The sequence below is a fragment of the Luteimonas gilva genome, from assembly GCF_005239095.1.
GTDB lineage: Bacteria > Pseudomonadota > Gammaproteobacteria > Xanthomonadales > Xanthomonadaceae > Luteimonas_C > Luteimonas_C gilva.
Map to the genome: position 1 here is coordinate 786352 of NZ_SZUA01000001.1, position 13937 is coordinate 800288.

The window sequence follows — 13937 nt, forward strand, 5'->3', positions numbered from 1 at the left end:
TTGCGCAACCATCGTCCTTACTTCGCCTTTGCGCTGGCCTGCCTAACCGCCTTGGCGACTTCCCCCTCGATCGCAAAAGAAGTCGATACCGCCGCCGAAGAACAAGCGATCCGGCATGTCGACGCTGCCTGGTCCAAAAACCTGCAATCGAAGAACCTGGATGCGGTGATGGAGAACTACGCGGAGGACGCCGCGTTCCTCGTACCCAACCAGCCGATCATCGTCGGCAAGGAAAAGATCCGCGACTGGTTCAAAGCCAGAATCGCGACTCCCGGTTACACCGCCACCTTCGCCCCCACCAAAATCGTCGTTTCGTCGGCAGGCGACATGGCCTACGAACTCGGCACTTTCGCAGCCTCGGCGCAAGCGGCCGACGGAAGCACCGCCCGATCGGTCGGTAAGCATTTGGTGACATGGGAGAAGCGCAATGGCCGTTGGTTGGTGGCCGCCGAAGCCATCAGCACGGACTCGCCGCCTCCGCCGCGAAAGTAATAATCCGCTATCCGCCCCGGCCGCCGCATATCGCAGCGGCCGACAGGCGCCATCGTATCGATAGCCAGGCTATGCTGCGCGCATGGAAAACGCCGACCCCACCGACCGCCCCAGCTTCGGCGACCGCCTCCGCGAAAAACTGCCGGAAATATTGATCGAAGCCTGTTCGGTCGCGTTGGCGGTCGTGCTCGCGCTGTGGGCGAGCGAGTGGCGGGACAATCGCGAGCTCGACCGCGATGCGGCGCAGCGCAAGCAAGCCGTGGCGGCGGAAATGCGCGGCAACCTGGCGGAACTGGAAAGCGCGCGGCCCATGCTGCAGAAGAACCTGGACACCGCTAGGAACTACCTGAAGCCGGAAAACGCCGAAAAGACGCGCTCGCTGGAATTCAACCTGCAGCTTTCCCTGCTGTCCGCCGCGGCATGGAATACCGCGCAGTCCGCGGAATCGGCGCGGCGGCTCGAATCGGAGTGGAGCATTCCCGTCGCGCGCACCTACGAACTGCAAGCCTTGTATCAGCGCCAACAGGAATTGGCGATGGACACGCTGGCCGGGCTGGGCGCCGAGGGCGAAGACCAGCCTCCTTCCCGCAGGAGCGTGCGCGAGATGGCGCATTCGATCAGCACGCTAATCGAGCTCAACGAACAGCTGACGGCGGCCTACAAGCAACGCCTATAACCCATAGATTGGGGTGAAACTCCAACAACGCCCCACATCCGCGACGGCGACGCCATCCGAAAGATAGCGTGTTGGGGTTCGCCCAACCTACCTCGCTCAGCCATCTTTGTCGGTAGCGATCCACCCGTCCCGCTTCCCTGACCAAACGATATACATCAAGCATTCATCGCTCAGGCAGGCGTCGGTGTGCGCACGGCCGCCGGGCTGGAACCAGTAGCCGCCCGGGCCCATGGCCTCGGCCTTTTCTTCCGATTGCGCCTTGCTCCAATGCTTCATCCGCCCGCTGATCACCACCAACTGGTAATCCGACGAATGCACGTGCATGACGTTGCGGCCTTTGTTGAGCTTCATCCGCATCAGCATCGTCGAAGGCCCTTTCTCCGGATCGCCGCGCAACACCGCGACCTGGGTGCCGTTGGGCGCGGCCGGATTCGAGGGCACGAACTTGGCCGCTTCGAGCGGCGCGACGATCATGGGTTCTTTGGAGACCTGCGAATGCGCGCTGCCGGCGGCGAACGCGAAAGGGACGATCAGCAAGGCGATCTTCATGCGGACCCTTCGTATGAGCGGCCGCAGCGGCCGTAATTTCAATTGTGCGATCCGCCCCGGGCCGAAATCGTTTGCTCCAATCGCTCCAGCAATTGGCCGATGCGATAAGGCTTGGAGAGAAAGGCCACATCCTTGGGAATTTCGGGCAGCTGGCCCTTGGCGAAACCGGAAGCCAGGACGACCCCGATCCCAGGCCGGATCTTAGCCGCTTCAGCGGCGAGATCAATTCCGGACATGCCGTTCGGCATGCTGACGTCGCTGAAGATCGCGTCGATCCGCGCCGGACCGCGCAATATTTCGAGGGCGCCGGGGCCGTCGACGGCGACGAGCACCTCGTAACCGCTGTCCTGCAACGCTTCGACGACCACGTCGCGCAGCGATTGTTCGTCGTCCACGAACAGCACCGAACGGCTCATGGCGCGCTTGCCGGCAAACAAATCGATACGCGGCTGCCCTCGCCTTCCTCGCTGCGCAGCTCAGCGAAGCCGCCGGATTGCGAAGCGAAACCGAAAACCTGGCTCAAGCCCAGGCCGCTGCCCTTGCCGATTTCCTTGGTGGTGAAAAAAGGCTCGACGGCGCGTTGCAGCAGCGCCTCGCTCATGCCCACGCCGGTATCGCTGACGGCGACGCAGACGTAATCGGAAGCGGCGGCTTCCGGCCGGTCCGGCGGAGCGGTACGCCGCAAATGGGTGGCGATGGAGATCCTGCCGCCGTCGGGCATGGCATCGCGCGCGTTGATGACGAGGTTGAGGACGGCGGCTTCGAATTGGGTGGCGTCGACCAGCGCCTGCGGCAGATCGCTGGCGAGATCGAAGACGATCGTGATCGCAGTATCGCAAGCGCGGCGGTAAAGCGCTTCTGAACGCCGCAACAGATCATTGATGTCGTGCGCTTCGGGCGCGAGGCTCTGGCCTCGGGCGAACGCCAGCAATTGCCGGGTCAGCAGCGCGCCGCGGTCGGCGGCGCGCATCGCCCCGTCCGCCAGCCGCTCGACTCTGCCCGCGTCGTCGTGATGCGCCTTGATCAAATCCAGGCTGTTGACGATCACGGTGAGCAGATTGTTGAAATCGTGCGCCAAGCCGAAGGTCAGCTTGCCGATCGCCTCGATTTTCTGCGATTGAATCAGGGCCTGCTGGGCGTGTTCCAAACGCCTCTGCGCCTCGTAGCGGTCGGTGACGTCGCGAGTGATCTTGGCGTAGCCGATCAGCTCGCCGTCCCGCCAAATAGGATCCAGGACGATGCTGGCCCGGAAGCGCGTGCCGTCTTTGCGCATCCGCCAACCTTCCTTCTCGTAACGGCCGTGTTCGCGCGCCATGCGCAGGCCGTACTCGGGCTCGCCCGCAAGACGGTCTTCCTCGGTATAGAAGCGTGAGAAATGCTCGCCGACGATCTCTTCGCGAGTGTAGCCCTTGATCCGCTGGCCGCCGGGATTCCAATTGCGGATATACCCGTACGGATCCAGCATATAGATCGCATAATCGGTGATGCTTTGGACCAACAGCCGGAACTGCTGTTCGTCGTCGGTGAGCGGAATGGTGGCCGGTGTGGCGATAGGCAACGCTGACATCGAACGCCCCTGATGAATGGGGCAGGCTGAATGGCGGCCCGTGAAGGCGTTGTCTACGCCCCGGCTGAAGGATTCAGACCGCTTTGCCGATCCGCAATGCGCTCACCCGTTCCGGCGCGGCGAAGCTGTCGCTGCGCGCCACCGCCCAGAAATGCTTGAACACGGCGTGGTCGGGAATGCCGGCGAGCAGTTCGCCGGGCCGCAGGAAGTTGTACAGCGTCCCCAACGACTGGATTTCAACGGCCGATACGCGACGCAGGATGTGTTCGGGCCCCAATTGCGACGGGTGCTCCAAGCCTGCTGCGCACAACAGATCGCGCAACGCCTTCAGCGTATTCTCGTGATAGTTGAAGACGCGGGTAGCCTTGTCCGGCACGTCCAGCTTCTTCCAGCGCGCCGGGTCCTGAGTCGCCACGCCGGTCGGGCATTTGTCGGTATGGCAACTCTGCGACTGGATGCAGCCTAGCGCGAACATGAAGCCGCGCGCGGCGTTGCACCAGTCCGCGCCCAGCGCCAGGATGCGCGCGATTTCGAAAGCGCCGGTGATCTTGCCGGCCGCGCCGATCCGGATCTTGTCGCGCAAATCCAGGCCGACCAAGGTGTTGTGCACCAGCACCAAGGCTTCGCGCATCGGCACGCCGACGTGCTCGATGAACTCCGCCGGCGCCGCGCCGGTACCGCCCTCGGCGCCGTCGACCACGATGAAATCAGGCAGCACGCCGGTTTCGGCCATCGCCTTAGCGATGCCGAACCATTCCCACGGATGTCCGATCGCCAACTTGAACCCGGTCGGCTTGCCGCCGGAAAGCTCGCGCAGCCGGGCGACGAATTGCAGCAAGCCCACCGGCGTCGAGAACGCGCTGTGCTGCGCGGGCGACACGCACTCCACGCCTTCGGGCACGCCGCGCGTGGCCGCGATCTCGGCGCTGACCTTGGCCGCGGGCAATACGCCGCCATGGCCCGGCTTGGCGCCTTGCGAGAGCTTGATTTCGATCATCTTCACTTGCGGGTCGTGCGCGTTCTTGGCGAAGCGCGCTTCGTCGAAGCGGCCGCCCTCGTCGCGACAACCGAAATAACCCGAACCGATTTCCCAAACGAGGTCGCCGCCGTTCTCGCGATGGTACGGAGAGATCGAACCCTCGCCGGTGTCGTGATAGAACCCGCCGCGCTTGGCGCCGGCGTTCAGCGCGCGGATCGCGTTCGCCGACAAAGAGCCGAAGCTCATCGCCGAGATGTTGAACACGCTGGCGTCGTAAGGCTGGGCCGCGTTCTCGCCGATGCGGATGCGGAAATCGTGCGAGGCGATCTTGGTCGGAACCATCGAATGGTTGATCCATTCGTAGTCGACGCTGTACACGTCGCGCTCGGTGCCGAACGGCACCACGTCCAGCGCCCGCTTCGCGCGCTGGTAGACGAGCGCGCGCTGCTCGCGCGAGAACGGCGATTCCTGCAGATCGCTTTCGATGAAATATTGGCGGATTTCCGGGCCGATCGACTCCAACCCGTAGCGGAAATGCGCCAGGATCGGATAGTTGCGGCGCAAGGTGCTGCGTTTCTGCAGCAAGTCCCAGGTGCCCAGCAACGAGAGCGGGCCGAAGACCGCGACGCCCCACCACCCGCCAGGGTGCGTCGCCGCCAAGGCCAACGACACGGCGAACAGCAGCAGGCTGGCGAAGTAGGCGGCGTAGCGCATGGCTACAGCCTATCGTCCACCGCGTCGCGCGGCCAGACCGACTTGACGTCGTACACCGCCGCGCCGGCTTTGCCGAGGCTCCGAATCTCTTCCGCGGTCATTTGCGCGAACTGGCGGTGGGCTACGCCCAGCACGACCGCGTCGTACGCGCCGCGATCGGGCGCCTCGACCGGGCGCAGCCCGAATTCGCGCTCGGCTTCATCGGCGTCGGCCCAGGGATCCCACACGTCGACGGCGACGCCCGCTTCGCTCAGCGCGGCGATCACGTTCGCCACCCGGCTGTTGCGCAGATCCGGCGTGTTTTCCTTGAAGCTCAGCCCCAGCACCAGCGCCCTCGCCCGCTCCGGTTCGACGCCGCGTTCGCGCAGCAGGGTCAGGATGCGGTCGGCGACGTGCCGTTCGACCTTGTTGTTGACGGAGCGCGCGGTTTCGATCAAATCCGGGTGATAGCCGACCGATTCGGACTTGTGCATCAAGTAGTACGGATCGACGCCGATGCAATGCCCGCCGACCAAGCCCGGCCGGAACGGCAGGAAATTCCATTTGGTGCCGGCGGCCTCCAGCACATCCATCGTGTCGATGCCGAGTTTGTCGAAGATCAGCGCCAGTTCGTTGATCAAAGCGATGTTGACGTCGCGCTGCACGTTCTCGATCACCTTGGCGGCTTCGGCCACTCGGATCGACGGCGCGCGATAGGTGCCGGCGGTGATGATCGAGGCGTAGAGCTTGTCGACGAAGTCGGCGACTTCGGGAGTGGAGCCCGAGGTCACCTTGACGATCGAAGTCAACGGCCGCTTGCGGTCGCCGGGATTGATGCGCTCCGGGCTGTAGCCGCAGAAGAAATCCTCGTTGAACTTCAGGCCCGAGCCCTGCTCGAGGATGGGCACGCACACTTCCTCGGTCGTGCCCGGGTAAACGGTGGATTCGTAGATCACGATGTCGCCGCGTTTGAGCACGGACGCGAGCATTTCGCTGGCGCGCTGCAATGGACGCAAATCCGGATGCTGTTCGGCGTCGATCGGTGTTGGGACGGTAACGATATAAATGTCGCAGCGGCGCAAAGCTTCTACGTTATCGGCATAGCGGACTCGCGAGGCCGCTTGCAGCTCCGGCGTGTCGGTCTCGAGGGTGCGGTCCCGCCCTTCCCGCAATTCGGCCACGCGTTGCGCGTCGATGTCGAATCCGACCACCTCCCGGCGCTTGCCGAATTCCACTGCCAGCGGCAGGCCCACATAACCCAGGCCGACGATGGCGATACGGACGTTGTCGATGTCGCGCATGCGGGTCCTATGCGAATGGCCTATCCGACCGGGTAGCCGGCATTCTCCTGCCGATTCAGCGCGATTGTGGCTCGTCGCCCCCCGCATGTGTCAACGAAGAAATTGGCTCGCGCGCGACCCAGCAACCCTCCATCGATGGGGGCGTTATCATCCAAGCGCCCGGAGGAAGGGATCATGCGAACATTCATAGCGCCACTCGTCATAGCCGCATACCTTGCCGCCGGAGGTTGCAGCTCGGGCATCGAAACGACGCGCTCATCCGTCGCGACCGGACCGGAGGCCAGGGCAATCATCGCCGCATCGCTCGCGGAGATGAACTACCGAGGAGTTCCGCCGCCGCCACCGGACCGAAGCGAGGCGGTGAGACCGCAAGCGCCACGGGATATTCTGGTTTCTTCCACAAGCCTTTGCTTCGGAGTCCAAAGCGCGGCCGAAGTGAGCGAGTGCGCGCCTTTGGATGCTTTAGAAACGCCCAGGATCGGTAACTTCGTTTCAAAAAAGCTCCGCGACGATCTTTTGCGCGCAAACGCTTCGCGCCGCCCAATCGATCTTGCAGGCTTACCGAGAGTCCGGGTCGTAAATGCCTCCGAGACTATCAAACTCACCCACTATCGTTCCTGGAAAGCGTTCTACGATCGCTACCCAAACACTGCGGGATGGGTTGAAGCCTCTCTGCCCGTACTCACTCCGGACAAATCCCATGCGCTCGTCTATCTGGAGCATCGCTGCGATGGCTTATGCGGGACAGGCACTCTGCTCTATCTGCAACGCACGCCCAACGGCTGGGTGGTGGAGAAGAAGAGAGGGCTTTGGGTAGCCTGAAAGCAAAGCCCAACAACGAATTCATACTCGGCAGAGGTGCCCGGGGCGGGGTCCCGCATGGCCTTGCGGCCGAGGGATTTTAAGTCCCTTGTGTATACCCGTTTCGCCATCCGAGCGCGGTCGGATCCGGCGCGCGCCTCGACCGGTTCCGAAGCATGCTCTATTCTGCCGCCCGACCCTTGCGCCCCGTTCCAACGGGTCGCGAGGCCGTTCGGCACGAATACTTCGCATACCGTTTATTTAGGAAAGCTCTTGAGACCACAATCGATCCACGAAATCGAGCTATGGCGGGCCGAAATCGCAGCCACCACTCCAGGCAACCCTGCCCTTTGCGGCTGGAATTCCTATTCGCAATGCGACGAGGACGGCATCATTCGGGAATGCCTGCGCCTCATCTCGTCGTCGGTCTCGCTTTCGAAGACCTTCGTCGAAATCGGTTGCGGCAATGGCCTGGAGAACAATACCCACCAACTCGCCCTCGACGGCTATCGGGGCTGCTGGGTAGACGGGGATCCCACCAATATCCGGCACATCGAAAAAGAGCTGGAGACCCTGAAAAGCAAATCCCTTTGGGCGCAGCATTCTTTCGTCACGCTCGAAAACGTCTCCGCCCTGATGTCCGAATTCCGGGATTACCTGGGTACCGGAGACATCGACTTCTTTTCGTTCGATACCGATGGGAACGACATCCATCTCGTTCGCGAAGCGCTGCGGACGATAGCGCCCAAGCTCGTCTGCGTCGAATACAACGGCAAATTTCCCCCGCCGACAAGGCTCGAGATGGACTATGCGCCCGATCATGGCTGGGCCTATGACGACTATTACGGCGCATCGTTGCAGTCCTGGGTCGACAGGCTGACCGACTACACCCTCGTATGCTGCAACATGAGCGGCGTAAACGCCTTCTTCGTGCGCAAAGATCTCGCAAACGCGTTTCCCGCCTATTCCGTCGAACAGTTGTACCAGCCGTGCCGATATTGGCTCATCGGCATCACGGGGCATCCGCACAGCTTGAAGTGGCTGAAACAACTCACTCGTGGCTGAATTCGTTCGCCTAATTGGTGCCCGGGGCGGGGGTCGAACCCGCATGGCCTTGCGGCCGAGGGATTTTAAGTCCCTTGCGTATACCAGTTTCGCCACCCGGGCGCGGGCGGCCCGGGCGCTTTGACGGCCAAGGCGATACGCATGTTAAGCGCGCAACAAAAAACCCGCACCTGGCGGGTTTATCCGGACTGAGTAATTTGCGGAGCGAAGCCTGATTTTGCGGAGCGGCCACTGTCGCAAGATGCTGAAGAATTGGAGGCCTGGGTCGGAATTGAACCGGCGTACGCGGATTTGCAGTCCGCTGCATAACCACTCTGCCACCAGGCCGGTGACTCGTTCAGCGCAAGCTTATGGCCTGGGCGCTGAGATTGCACGGATGCGCCGGAAACCCGTGCCCCGATAAAACGAAACCCCGGCAAGCCGGGGTTGCTGGATCTGGAGCGGGAAACGAGACTCGAACTCGCGACCTCAACCTTGGCAAGGTTGCGCTCTACCAACTGAGCTATTCCCGCGGAAGAGGCGGAATTTTAACGTCTCGGGCGGGCCTGTCAACAGCTACGCCTTCGCCCGCGCGCAAAACCGGCCATGCGGCGCGCAGATAGGCGTATCCGGACCACAGCGTCAACAAGGCGGCCACGGCCAGCAACCAGTCGCCGATCTTGAAAATGGGATCGCCCATCCAGGCCGCAGGACGCGGCGGTTTTTCCGGCGTCACCGAATACAGCAGGCACAGCAGCGCCACCATCTGCACCACGGTCTTGATCTTGCCGATCGCCGCCACGCCGACCTTGGCGCGCTGGCCCAGTTCGGCCATCCACTCGCGCAGCGCCGAGACCGCGATCTCGCGGCCGACGATCACCGCCGCCCAGAACGCCATCCACGGGGTCGGGTGGCCCTGCACGATCAGGAACAGCGCGGTAGCCACCATCAGCTTGTCCGCGACCGGGTCCAGGAAGGCGCCGAACGCCGAATACTGGTGGTAGCGGCGGGCGATCCAGCCATCCAGCCAATCGGTCAGCGCCGCCAAGCCGAACACGGCGGCGGAAGCGAAGTTCGTCCACTTGTAGGGCAAGTAAAAGACCAGGACCAGCACCGGGATCATCACGATCCGCAGCAGGGTCAGCATGGTCGGTACCGTCAACTTCATCCCTGGCCTGGTTCCTGTTGGGGGTCGGGAAGCCCGTGCAGCGCGGCGTAGATGCGTTCGGCCAGCGCGGCGTTCACTCCCTCGACCCGAGCGATCTCCTCAACGCCCGCGGCCTTCAGGCCCGCCAAACCGCCGAAATGCCGCAACAGATTAGCGCGTCTGCGCGGCCCGATGCCCGCGATGTCCTCCAAACGGCTGCTGCTGCGAGCCTTCTGGCGGCGGCCGCGATGGCCGGTGATGGCGAAACGGTGGGCCTCGTCGCGGACCTGCTGGATCAGCTGCAGGCCCAGCGAGTCCGGGCCCGGACGCAATTCGCGCCCGTCGGGCAGCACCAGGGTCTCGTGGCCGGCGCGGCGGCCCTCGCCCTTGGACACGCCAACCAGGCGGACGCCGTCCACCCCCAGGTCGGCCAGCACCCCGCGCGCCTGGGCGAGCTGGCCCGCGCCGCCGTCGATCAGCAGCAGATCGGGCAGCACCCCGCCCTCTTCCACCGCGCGCCGGAAACGCCGCTCCAACGCCTGATGCATGGCCGCGTAGTCGTCGCCGGGCTCGATGCCGGCGATGTTGTAGCGCCGGTATTGGCTGCGCAACGGCCCTTGTTCGTTGAACACGACGCAGGACGCGACCGTGGCCTCGCCCATGGTGTGGCTGATGTCGAAGCATTCGATCCGTTGCGGCGCGGCTTCCAACTGCAGCAATTCGCGCAACGCCTCCAGGCGCGCGCCCTGCGCGGCTTGGCTGGATATCTCGGTGGCCAGCGACAGTTCGGCATTGCGCTTGGCCAAATCCAAGTAGCCGGCGCGTTCGCCGCGCACGCTGGTCTTGATCTGCACCTTGCGGCCGCCTTCCGCTCCTAGGGCGTGCTCGATCAGTTCGCGATCGGGAATGTCGCGATCGAGCACGATCTCCCGCGGCGCCGGTTGCTCGGCGTAGTACTGCGAGACGAACGCCGACAGCACTTCTTCGGCGCTGTCGACGCCGTTGGTTTTCGGGAAGAAGGCGCGCGTGCCCAAGTTGCGTCCGTCGCGGAAGGCGAGCAGCAGCACGCAGGCCGCGCTGCCGCGCATGGCGCAGGCCAGCACGTCCAGCTCGGCCGCCTTGCCGTCGACGTATTGCCGCGCCTGCAGTTTGCGCAAGGTCGTGACCAGATCGCGCATGCGCGCGGCCTGTTCGAAATCGAGGCGTTCGCTGGCGGCTTCCATCGTCCGGGTGAGTTCGTCGGCGAGCTCGTCGCTGCGGCCGTCGAGGAACAGCGCGGCGCGGCGGACCGCGTCGGCGTAATCGCCGGTTTCGACCAAGCCGACGCAAGGCGCGCTGCAGCGGCCGATCTGGTATTGCAGGCAAGGCCGCGAACGGTTGCGGAACACGCTGTCCTCGCAACTGCGCAGCTTGAACAATTTGTGCATGGTGCCGAGCGTCTCGCGCACGGCGCCGGCGCTGGGATACGGCCCGAAATAGCGTCCCGGCAGATTGCGCGGACCGCGGTGGAAGGCCAGGCGCGGCCACTCCTCCTGGGTCAGCAGCACGTAGGGATAGCTTTTGTCGTCGCGCAACTGCACGTTGTAGCGCGGGCGCAGCGATTTGATCAGCTGGTTCTCCAGCAGCAGCGCTTCGCCCTCGGTGCGGGTCGCGGTGACTTCCATCCGCGCGACCTGGGCCAGCATCGCCGTAGTCCGCGCGGTTTTCGGCGCCGAATTGAAATAGCTGGCGACGCGGTTGCGCAGTACGCCCGCCTTGCCGACGTACAGCACGCTGTCGTCCTGCGCGTACATCCGATAAACGCCGGGAGACCTGCTCAGCTGGCGCACGAAGGCCTTGCCGTCGAAGCCGGTTTCTTTCGCTCGGGTCATTCGCCTACCGGTACGTGACGCAGAGTGCCGTCGCGACCGTCGAGTCTGAGCAGGGCGTGCGCGCCGGTGTCGGCGATCCACAACGCGTCGTCGCCGCAGGCGATGCCGCCGGGATTGTGCAGGCGTTGCGGCAGGCTGTAGCCGCTCACCACGCCGCCGCCCAGGCGCAGCGTGCAGATGCGGTCGTTGCCGGCGTCGGCGATCCACAACAAAGGATCGTGCGGATCGAGCGCGATCGCGCGCGGCCATTGCAGGCGGGCGATGCTGCGCGGCCCGTCGATGTTGCCGAAATCGTAAGGCCCCTGGCCGACCAGGGTCTGCACGCGCTGATCGCGCAGATAAACGGCGCGGATCGACGAGCCCGCCGCATCGCACACATACAGCACGTCCTGGCGCAGGGCCAGGCCGGTGGGCTGCGCGAACGCGGCGAACAGGCCGTTGCCGTCGTTGATCGCGAAGAAGCCGGAACCGGCGACGGTTTCCAGCACGCCCTTGGAGAGGTCGTAAGCGCAGATGCGATTGTCGCCGGCCATCGCCACGTACAAGTGCGAGCTGGAGGCTTGCAAGCCGCAAGGCTGATCGATGGTCGCGGTGCCGGCCTGCGAAGGTCCGTCGCCGTTGCCGCACAGCGTGTGGACTTCGCCGCTGCGCAAGTCGATGCGACGCAGGGCATGGTTGCCGGTATCGGCCACGAACAGAGTCTCGCGCTGCAGCGCCAAGCCCTGCGGTCGGCGGAACGCGGCGACGCTGGCGTTGCCGTCCAGATAATCGTAGGCCCCGCTGCCGAACTGGCGCAGGATGCGCCCGTTGAAGTCGCACTCCAGGATCCGGTGGTGGCCGGTATCGGCGAGATACAGCTTGCCCTGCCCAATCGCGATCGCGGTCGGGAACGACAAGGGCAAATCCGGCATGGCGCCGCGCTTGTTGCCGTTGAGCGCGGTCTTGTCCTTTTGCGCCGCCTCGGGCGCCTCGGCGACCAAGGCCTGCACCAACTCGGCGAGTTCGCCGACCGGGCCCGCTCCGACCAGACGGCGGCGTTCGCGGCCTTCCGCATCGAGCAACAACAGGGTCGGCCAGGATTCGATCCCGAACTGCTGCCAGGCCGTCCAATCCGCATCCAAGGCCAGCGGGAAACCCAGGGCGTGCTCGGACTGCAATTGCTGGAGATGGCGCGGATCGCGCTCCGCATCGAAACGCGGAACCAGCAAAGCAACCGCTTGCAGGACATCGCCGTGGCGGCGCAGCAAGCGGCTCATGTCGTCCAAGCGCTGCCGGGTCCAGGCGGAGCTGGCGCAGCCGAACAAGAGCACGGTCGGCGCACCGCGCAAATCGGCCATGCGCAGCGCCTGCGCGCGACCCGGCCAGGCGAGGCGGTCGCTCAGTTCCGGGGCAGCGGTGGTCATCGTCGCGTTCATCGGTCCATTGCCGGGCATGGCGGGATTATGCGCCAAGCTCGCGTTTCAGGCGGCCGATCATCCGCTCGCCGGCCTCGTCGATCCGATTCCAGACCGCTTCGAAGTCCGCCGGTCCGCCTTGGTAAGGATCGGGCAAGTCCCACGGCGCCGGCAGACCCGCCCACTCGAGCATGCGATGCAGGCCGGCGACCGACGTCGCCGGCCCGCGCCGGTAAGCCTGTTGCAGGACGCCGACGTCGGCGCAGAGGATCAAGCTATCGGCCGTGAAATCTTCCGCGCGCAGCTGGCGAGCGCGCTGACCCGAGATGTCGATGCCGTGCGCGGCGGCCGTGGCGATCGCGCGCGGATCGGGCGGATCGCCGACATGCCATCGGCCCAGGCCCGCCGAATCGACTTCGATGCGGCCCGCCAAGTCCGGCGTCTGCGCGATCCGCGCGCTCAGCCAGCCTTCGGCCATCGGCGAGCGACAGATATTGCCCAGGCACACCACCAGCAATCGCATTCAGCCCGCCTCCGCCAGCCGAGCCTCCGCCCGCGCCAAGTCTTCCGGCGTGTCCACGCCCGGTGGGAAAGGTACCGGCGTCGGTGCGACCGCGATCCGCCAACCGGCCTCCAGGGCGCGCAATTGTTCCAGCGATTCGATCGTTTCCAATCGTCCCGGCGGCATCGCCGCGAACCGGCGCAGATCGCCGGCCCGGTAAGCGTAGATGCCGATGTGGCGCCACCATGCCGAGGGAGACGGCAGGCGGCTGCGGTCGGCCGCGAACGCGTCGCGCGCCCACGGCACCGGCGCGCGGCTGAAATACAGGGCGTCGCCGTTCGCGGCGCGCACCACTTTCACCGCGTTCGGATCGAACAAAACGTCGGCTTGCGCGATTTCCGCGGCGAGCGTGGCCATCTCGGCTTGCGAGGATCGCAGCAACGCGGCCACGGCGCGGATGCCTTCGGCCGGCGCGAACGGTTCGTCGCCCTGCAGGTTGACCACGATCGTCCGCTCTTCCCAGCCGGCGATGCGCGCGCATTCGGCCAAACGATCGGTGCCCGAGGCCAGTTCGGGCGCGGTCATGGCGATGCGCACGCCCTCGCCTTCCAGCGCGCGGGCGATGCGTTCGTCGTCCGCCGCGACCCACACTTCGCGCGCGCCCGCAGCAAGAGCGCGGCGCGCGACGTGCGCGATCAGCGGCACTCCGCCGAGCAGGCGCAGCGGCTTGCCCGGCAAGCGGCTGGCGGCGTAGCGCGCGGGAATGGCGACGATGAAATCGGCAGCTTGGTTCGGGTTCATGGGCGATGGACCGTCATAAAGGGACTTTGCACGCCGCCGGGTCCGAGGGCAAGTTTCCGCTGCGCCCAGCCATCGCGCTTGTGTAGAGCGGAGCTTGCTCCGCTGCTTTTCGCGACATCC

14 protein-coding genes and 4 tRNA genes are annotated in these 13937 nt (G+C 64.9%); 4 read left to right on the plus strand and 14 right to left on the minus strand.

The window, feature by feature from the left end; translation table 11 throughout:
- Together FCE95_RS03585 and FCE95_RS03590 are read left to right on the plus strand one after the other, a co-directional pair.
- A complete protein-coding gene (locus FCE95_RS03585; RefSeq protein WP_189644626.1) occupies positions 1 to 492 on the plus strand; it encodes a YybH family protein in 492 nt (163 codons plus the stop codon).
- 82 nt (positions 493 to 574) lie between these two features.
- Positions 575 to 1168 (plus strand): hypothetical protein, encoded by a 594-nt coding sequence (locus tag FCE95_RS03590; RefSeq protein ID WP_137265609.1) that lies wholly within the window; start codon positions 575 to 577, stop codon positions 1166 to 1168.
- 96 nt (positions 1169 to 1264) lie between these two features.
- On the opposite strand, the gene FCE95_RS03595 is transcribed toward FCE95_RS03590, so the two are convergent.
- The 5 genes from FCE95_RS03595 to FCE95_RS03615 form a co-directional block, all read right to left on the minus strand.
- Complete coding sequence (locus tag FCE95_RS03595; RefSeq protein ID WP_137265610.1) at positions 1265 to 1717, minus strand: cupin domain-containing protein; 453 nt, start codon at positions 1715 to 1717, stop codon at positions 1265 to 1267.
- A 38-nt stretch (positions 1718 to 1755) separates the two neighbouring features.
- Positions 1756 to 2133, minus strand: coding sequence for a response regulator (locus tag FCE95_RS03600; RefSeq protein ID WP_137265611.1), 378 nt, complete (start codon positions 2131 to 2133; stop codon positions 1756 to 1758).
- On the minus strand, positions 2130 to 3284 hold the full coding sequence (locus FCE95_RS03605) for a PAS domain-containing sensor histidine kinase (protein ID WP_137265612.1): 1155 nt from the start codon (positions 3282 to 3284) through the stop codon (positions 2130 to 2132). Before FCE95_RS03605 ends, FCE95_RS03600 begins: the two co-directional genes overlap by 4 nt.
- 73 nt (positions 3285 to 3357) lie before the next feature.
- Positions 3358 to 4977, minus strand: coding sequence for an FMN-binding glutamate synthase family protein (locus FCE95_RS03610; protein ID WP_137265613.1), 1620 nt, complete (start codon positions 4975 to 4977; stop codon positions 3358 to 3360).
- Positions 4978 to 4979: 2 nt separating this feature from the next.
- Positions 4980 to 6257, minus strand: a complete 1278-nt coding sequence (locus tag FCE95_RS03615; protein WP_137265614.1) for a nucleotide sugar dehydrogenase — start codon at positions 6255 to 6257, stop codon at positions 4980 to 4982.
- Positions 6258 to 6431: 174 nt separating this feature from the next.
- Between FCE95_RS03615 and FCE95_RS03620 the strand changes: the two genes are divergently transcribed.
- Complete coding sequence (locus FCE95_RS03620; RefSeq protein ID WP_137265615.1) at positions 6432 to 7079, plus strand: hypothetical protein; 648 nt, start codon at positions 6432 to 6434, stop codon at positions 7077 to 7079.
- 37 nt (positions 7080 to 7116) lie between these two features.
- On the opposite strand, the gene FCE95_RS17000 is transcribed toward FCE95_RS03620, so the two are convergent.
- A tRNA-Leu gene (locus FCE95_RS17000) sits at positions 7117 to 7195 on the minus strand.
- 136 nt (positions 7196 to 7331) lie between these two features.
- Between FCE95_RS17000 and FCE95_RS03625 the strand changes: the two genes are divergently transcribed.
- On the plus strand, positions 7332 to 8123 hold the full coding sequence (locus FCE95_RS03625; RefSeq protein ID WP_137265616.1) for a hypothetical protein: 792 nt from the start codon (positions 7332 to 7334) through the stop codon (positions 8121 to 8123).
- 15 nt (positions 8124 to 8138) lie between these two features.
- Here FCE95_RS03625 and FCE95_RS03630 read toward each other — a convergent pair.
- The 8 genes from FCE95_RS03630 to kdsB form a co-directional block, all read right to left on the minus strand.
- Positions 8139 to 8225: transfer RNA gene (locus FCE95_RS03630), tRNA-Leu, on the minus strand.
- A gap of 151 nt (positions 8226 to 8376) precedes the next feature.
- Positions 8377 to 8450: transfer RNA gene (locus FCE95_RS03635), tRNA-Cys, on the minus strand.
- Positions 8451 to 8559: 109 nt separating this feature from the next.
- A tRNA-Gly gene (locus FCE95_RS03640) sits at positions 8560 to 8635 on the minus strand.
- Positions 8626 to 9270 carry a CDP-diacylglycerol--glycerol-3-phosphate 3-phosphatidyltransferase gene (pgsA, locus tag FCE95_RS03645; protein WP_137265617.1) on the minus strand — a complete coding sequence of 215 codons (645 nt, stop codon included), beginning with the start codon at positions 9268 to 9270 and terminating at the stop codon, positions 8626 to 8628. The genes FCE95_RS03640 and pgsA overlap by 10 nt, the downstream gene beginning before the upstream one ends.
- Positions 9267 to 11120 carry an excinuclease ABC subunit UvrC gene (gene uvrC, locus FCE95_RS03650; RefSeq protein WP_137265618.1) on the minus strand — a complete coding sequence of 618 codons (1854 nt, stop codon included), beginning with the start codon at positions 11118 to 11120 and terminating at the stop codon, positions 9267 to 9269. Before uvrC ends, pgsA begins: the two co-directional genes overlap by 4 nt.
- Positions 11117 to 12535: a hypothetical protein gene (locus FCE95_RS03655; RefSeq protein WP_137266429.1), complete on the minus strand. Its 1419-nt coding sequence runs from the start codon at positions 12533 to 12535 to the stop codon at positions 11117 to 11119. Before FCE95_RS03655 ends, uvrC begins: the two co-directional genes overlap by 4 nt.
- A 25-nt stretch (positions 12536 to 12560) precedes the next feature.
- Positions 12561 to 13037, minus strand: a complete 477-nt coding sequence (locus FCE95_RS03660) for a low molecular weight protein-tyrosine-phosphatase (protein WP_137265619.1) — start codon at positions 13035 to 13037, stop codon at positions 12561 to 12563.
- The gene (gene kdsB, locus FCE95_RS03665; RefSeq protein ID WP_137265620.1) at positions 13038 to 13817 is read right to left on the minus strand and encodes a 3-deoxy-manno-octulosonate cytidylyltransferase; all 780 of its coding nucleotides are present in this window, start codon (positions 13815 to 13817) and stop codon (positions 13038 to 13040) included.
- Positions 13818 to 13937 lie beyond the last annotated feature (120 nt).

Bases quoted from the DNA above. Each gene is read 5' to 3' on its own strand.
- FCE95_RS03590 (WP_137265609.1), top strand. From the start codon at position 575: ATGGAAAACGCCGACCCCACCGACCGCCCCAGCTTCGGCGACCGCCTC.
- FCE95_RS03595 (WP_137265610.1), bottom strand. From the start codon at position 1,717: ATGAAGATCGCCTTGCTGATCGTCCCTTTCGCGTTCGCCGCCGGCAGC.
- FCE95_RS03600 (WP_137265611.1), bottom strand. From the start codon at position 2,133: ATGAGCCGTTCGGTGCTGTTCGTGGACGACGAACAATCGCTGCGCGAC.
- FCE95_RS03605 (WP_137265612.1), bottom strand. From the start codon at position 3,284: ATGTCAGCGTTGCCTATCGCCACACCGGCCACCATTCCGCTCACCGAC.
- FCE95_RS03610 (WP_137265613.1), bottom strand. From the start codon at position 4,977: ATGCGCTACGCCGCCTACTTCGCCAGCCTGCTGCTGTTCGCCGTGTCG.
- FCE95_RS03615 (WP_137265614.1), bottom strand. From the start codon at position 6,257: ATGCGCGACATCGACAACGTCCGTATCGCCATCGTCGGCCTGGGTTAT.
- FCE95_RS03620 (WP_137265615.1), top strand. From the start codon at position 6,432: ATGCGAACATTCATAGCGCCACTCGTCATAGCCGCATACCTTGCCGCC.
- pgsA (WP_137265617.1), bottom strand. From the start codon at position 9,270: ATGAAGTTGACGGTACCGACCATGCTGACCCTGCTGCGGATCGTGATG.
- uvrC (WP_137265618.1), bottom strand. From the start codon at position 11,120: ATGACCCGAGCGAAAGAAACCGGCTTCGACGGCAAGGCCTTCGTGCGC.
- FCE95_RS03655 (WP_137266429.1), bottom strand. From the start codon at position 12,535: ATGAACGCGACGATGACCACCGCTGCCCCGGAACTGAGCGACCGCCTC.
- FCE95_RS03660 (WP_137265619.1), bottom strand. From the start codon at position 13,037: ATGCGATTGCTGGTGGTGTGCCTGGGCAATATCTGTCGCTCGCCGATG.
- kdsB (WP_137265620.1), bottom strand. From the start codon at position 13,817: ATGAACCCGAACCAAGCTGCCGATTTCATCGTCGCCATTCCCGCGCGC.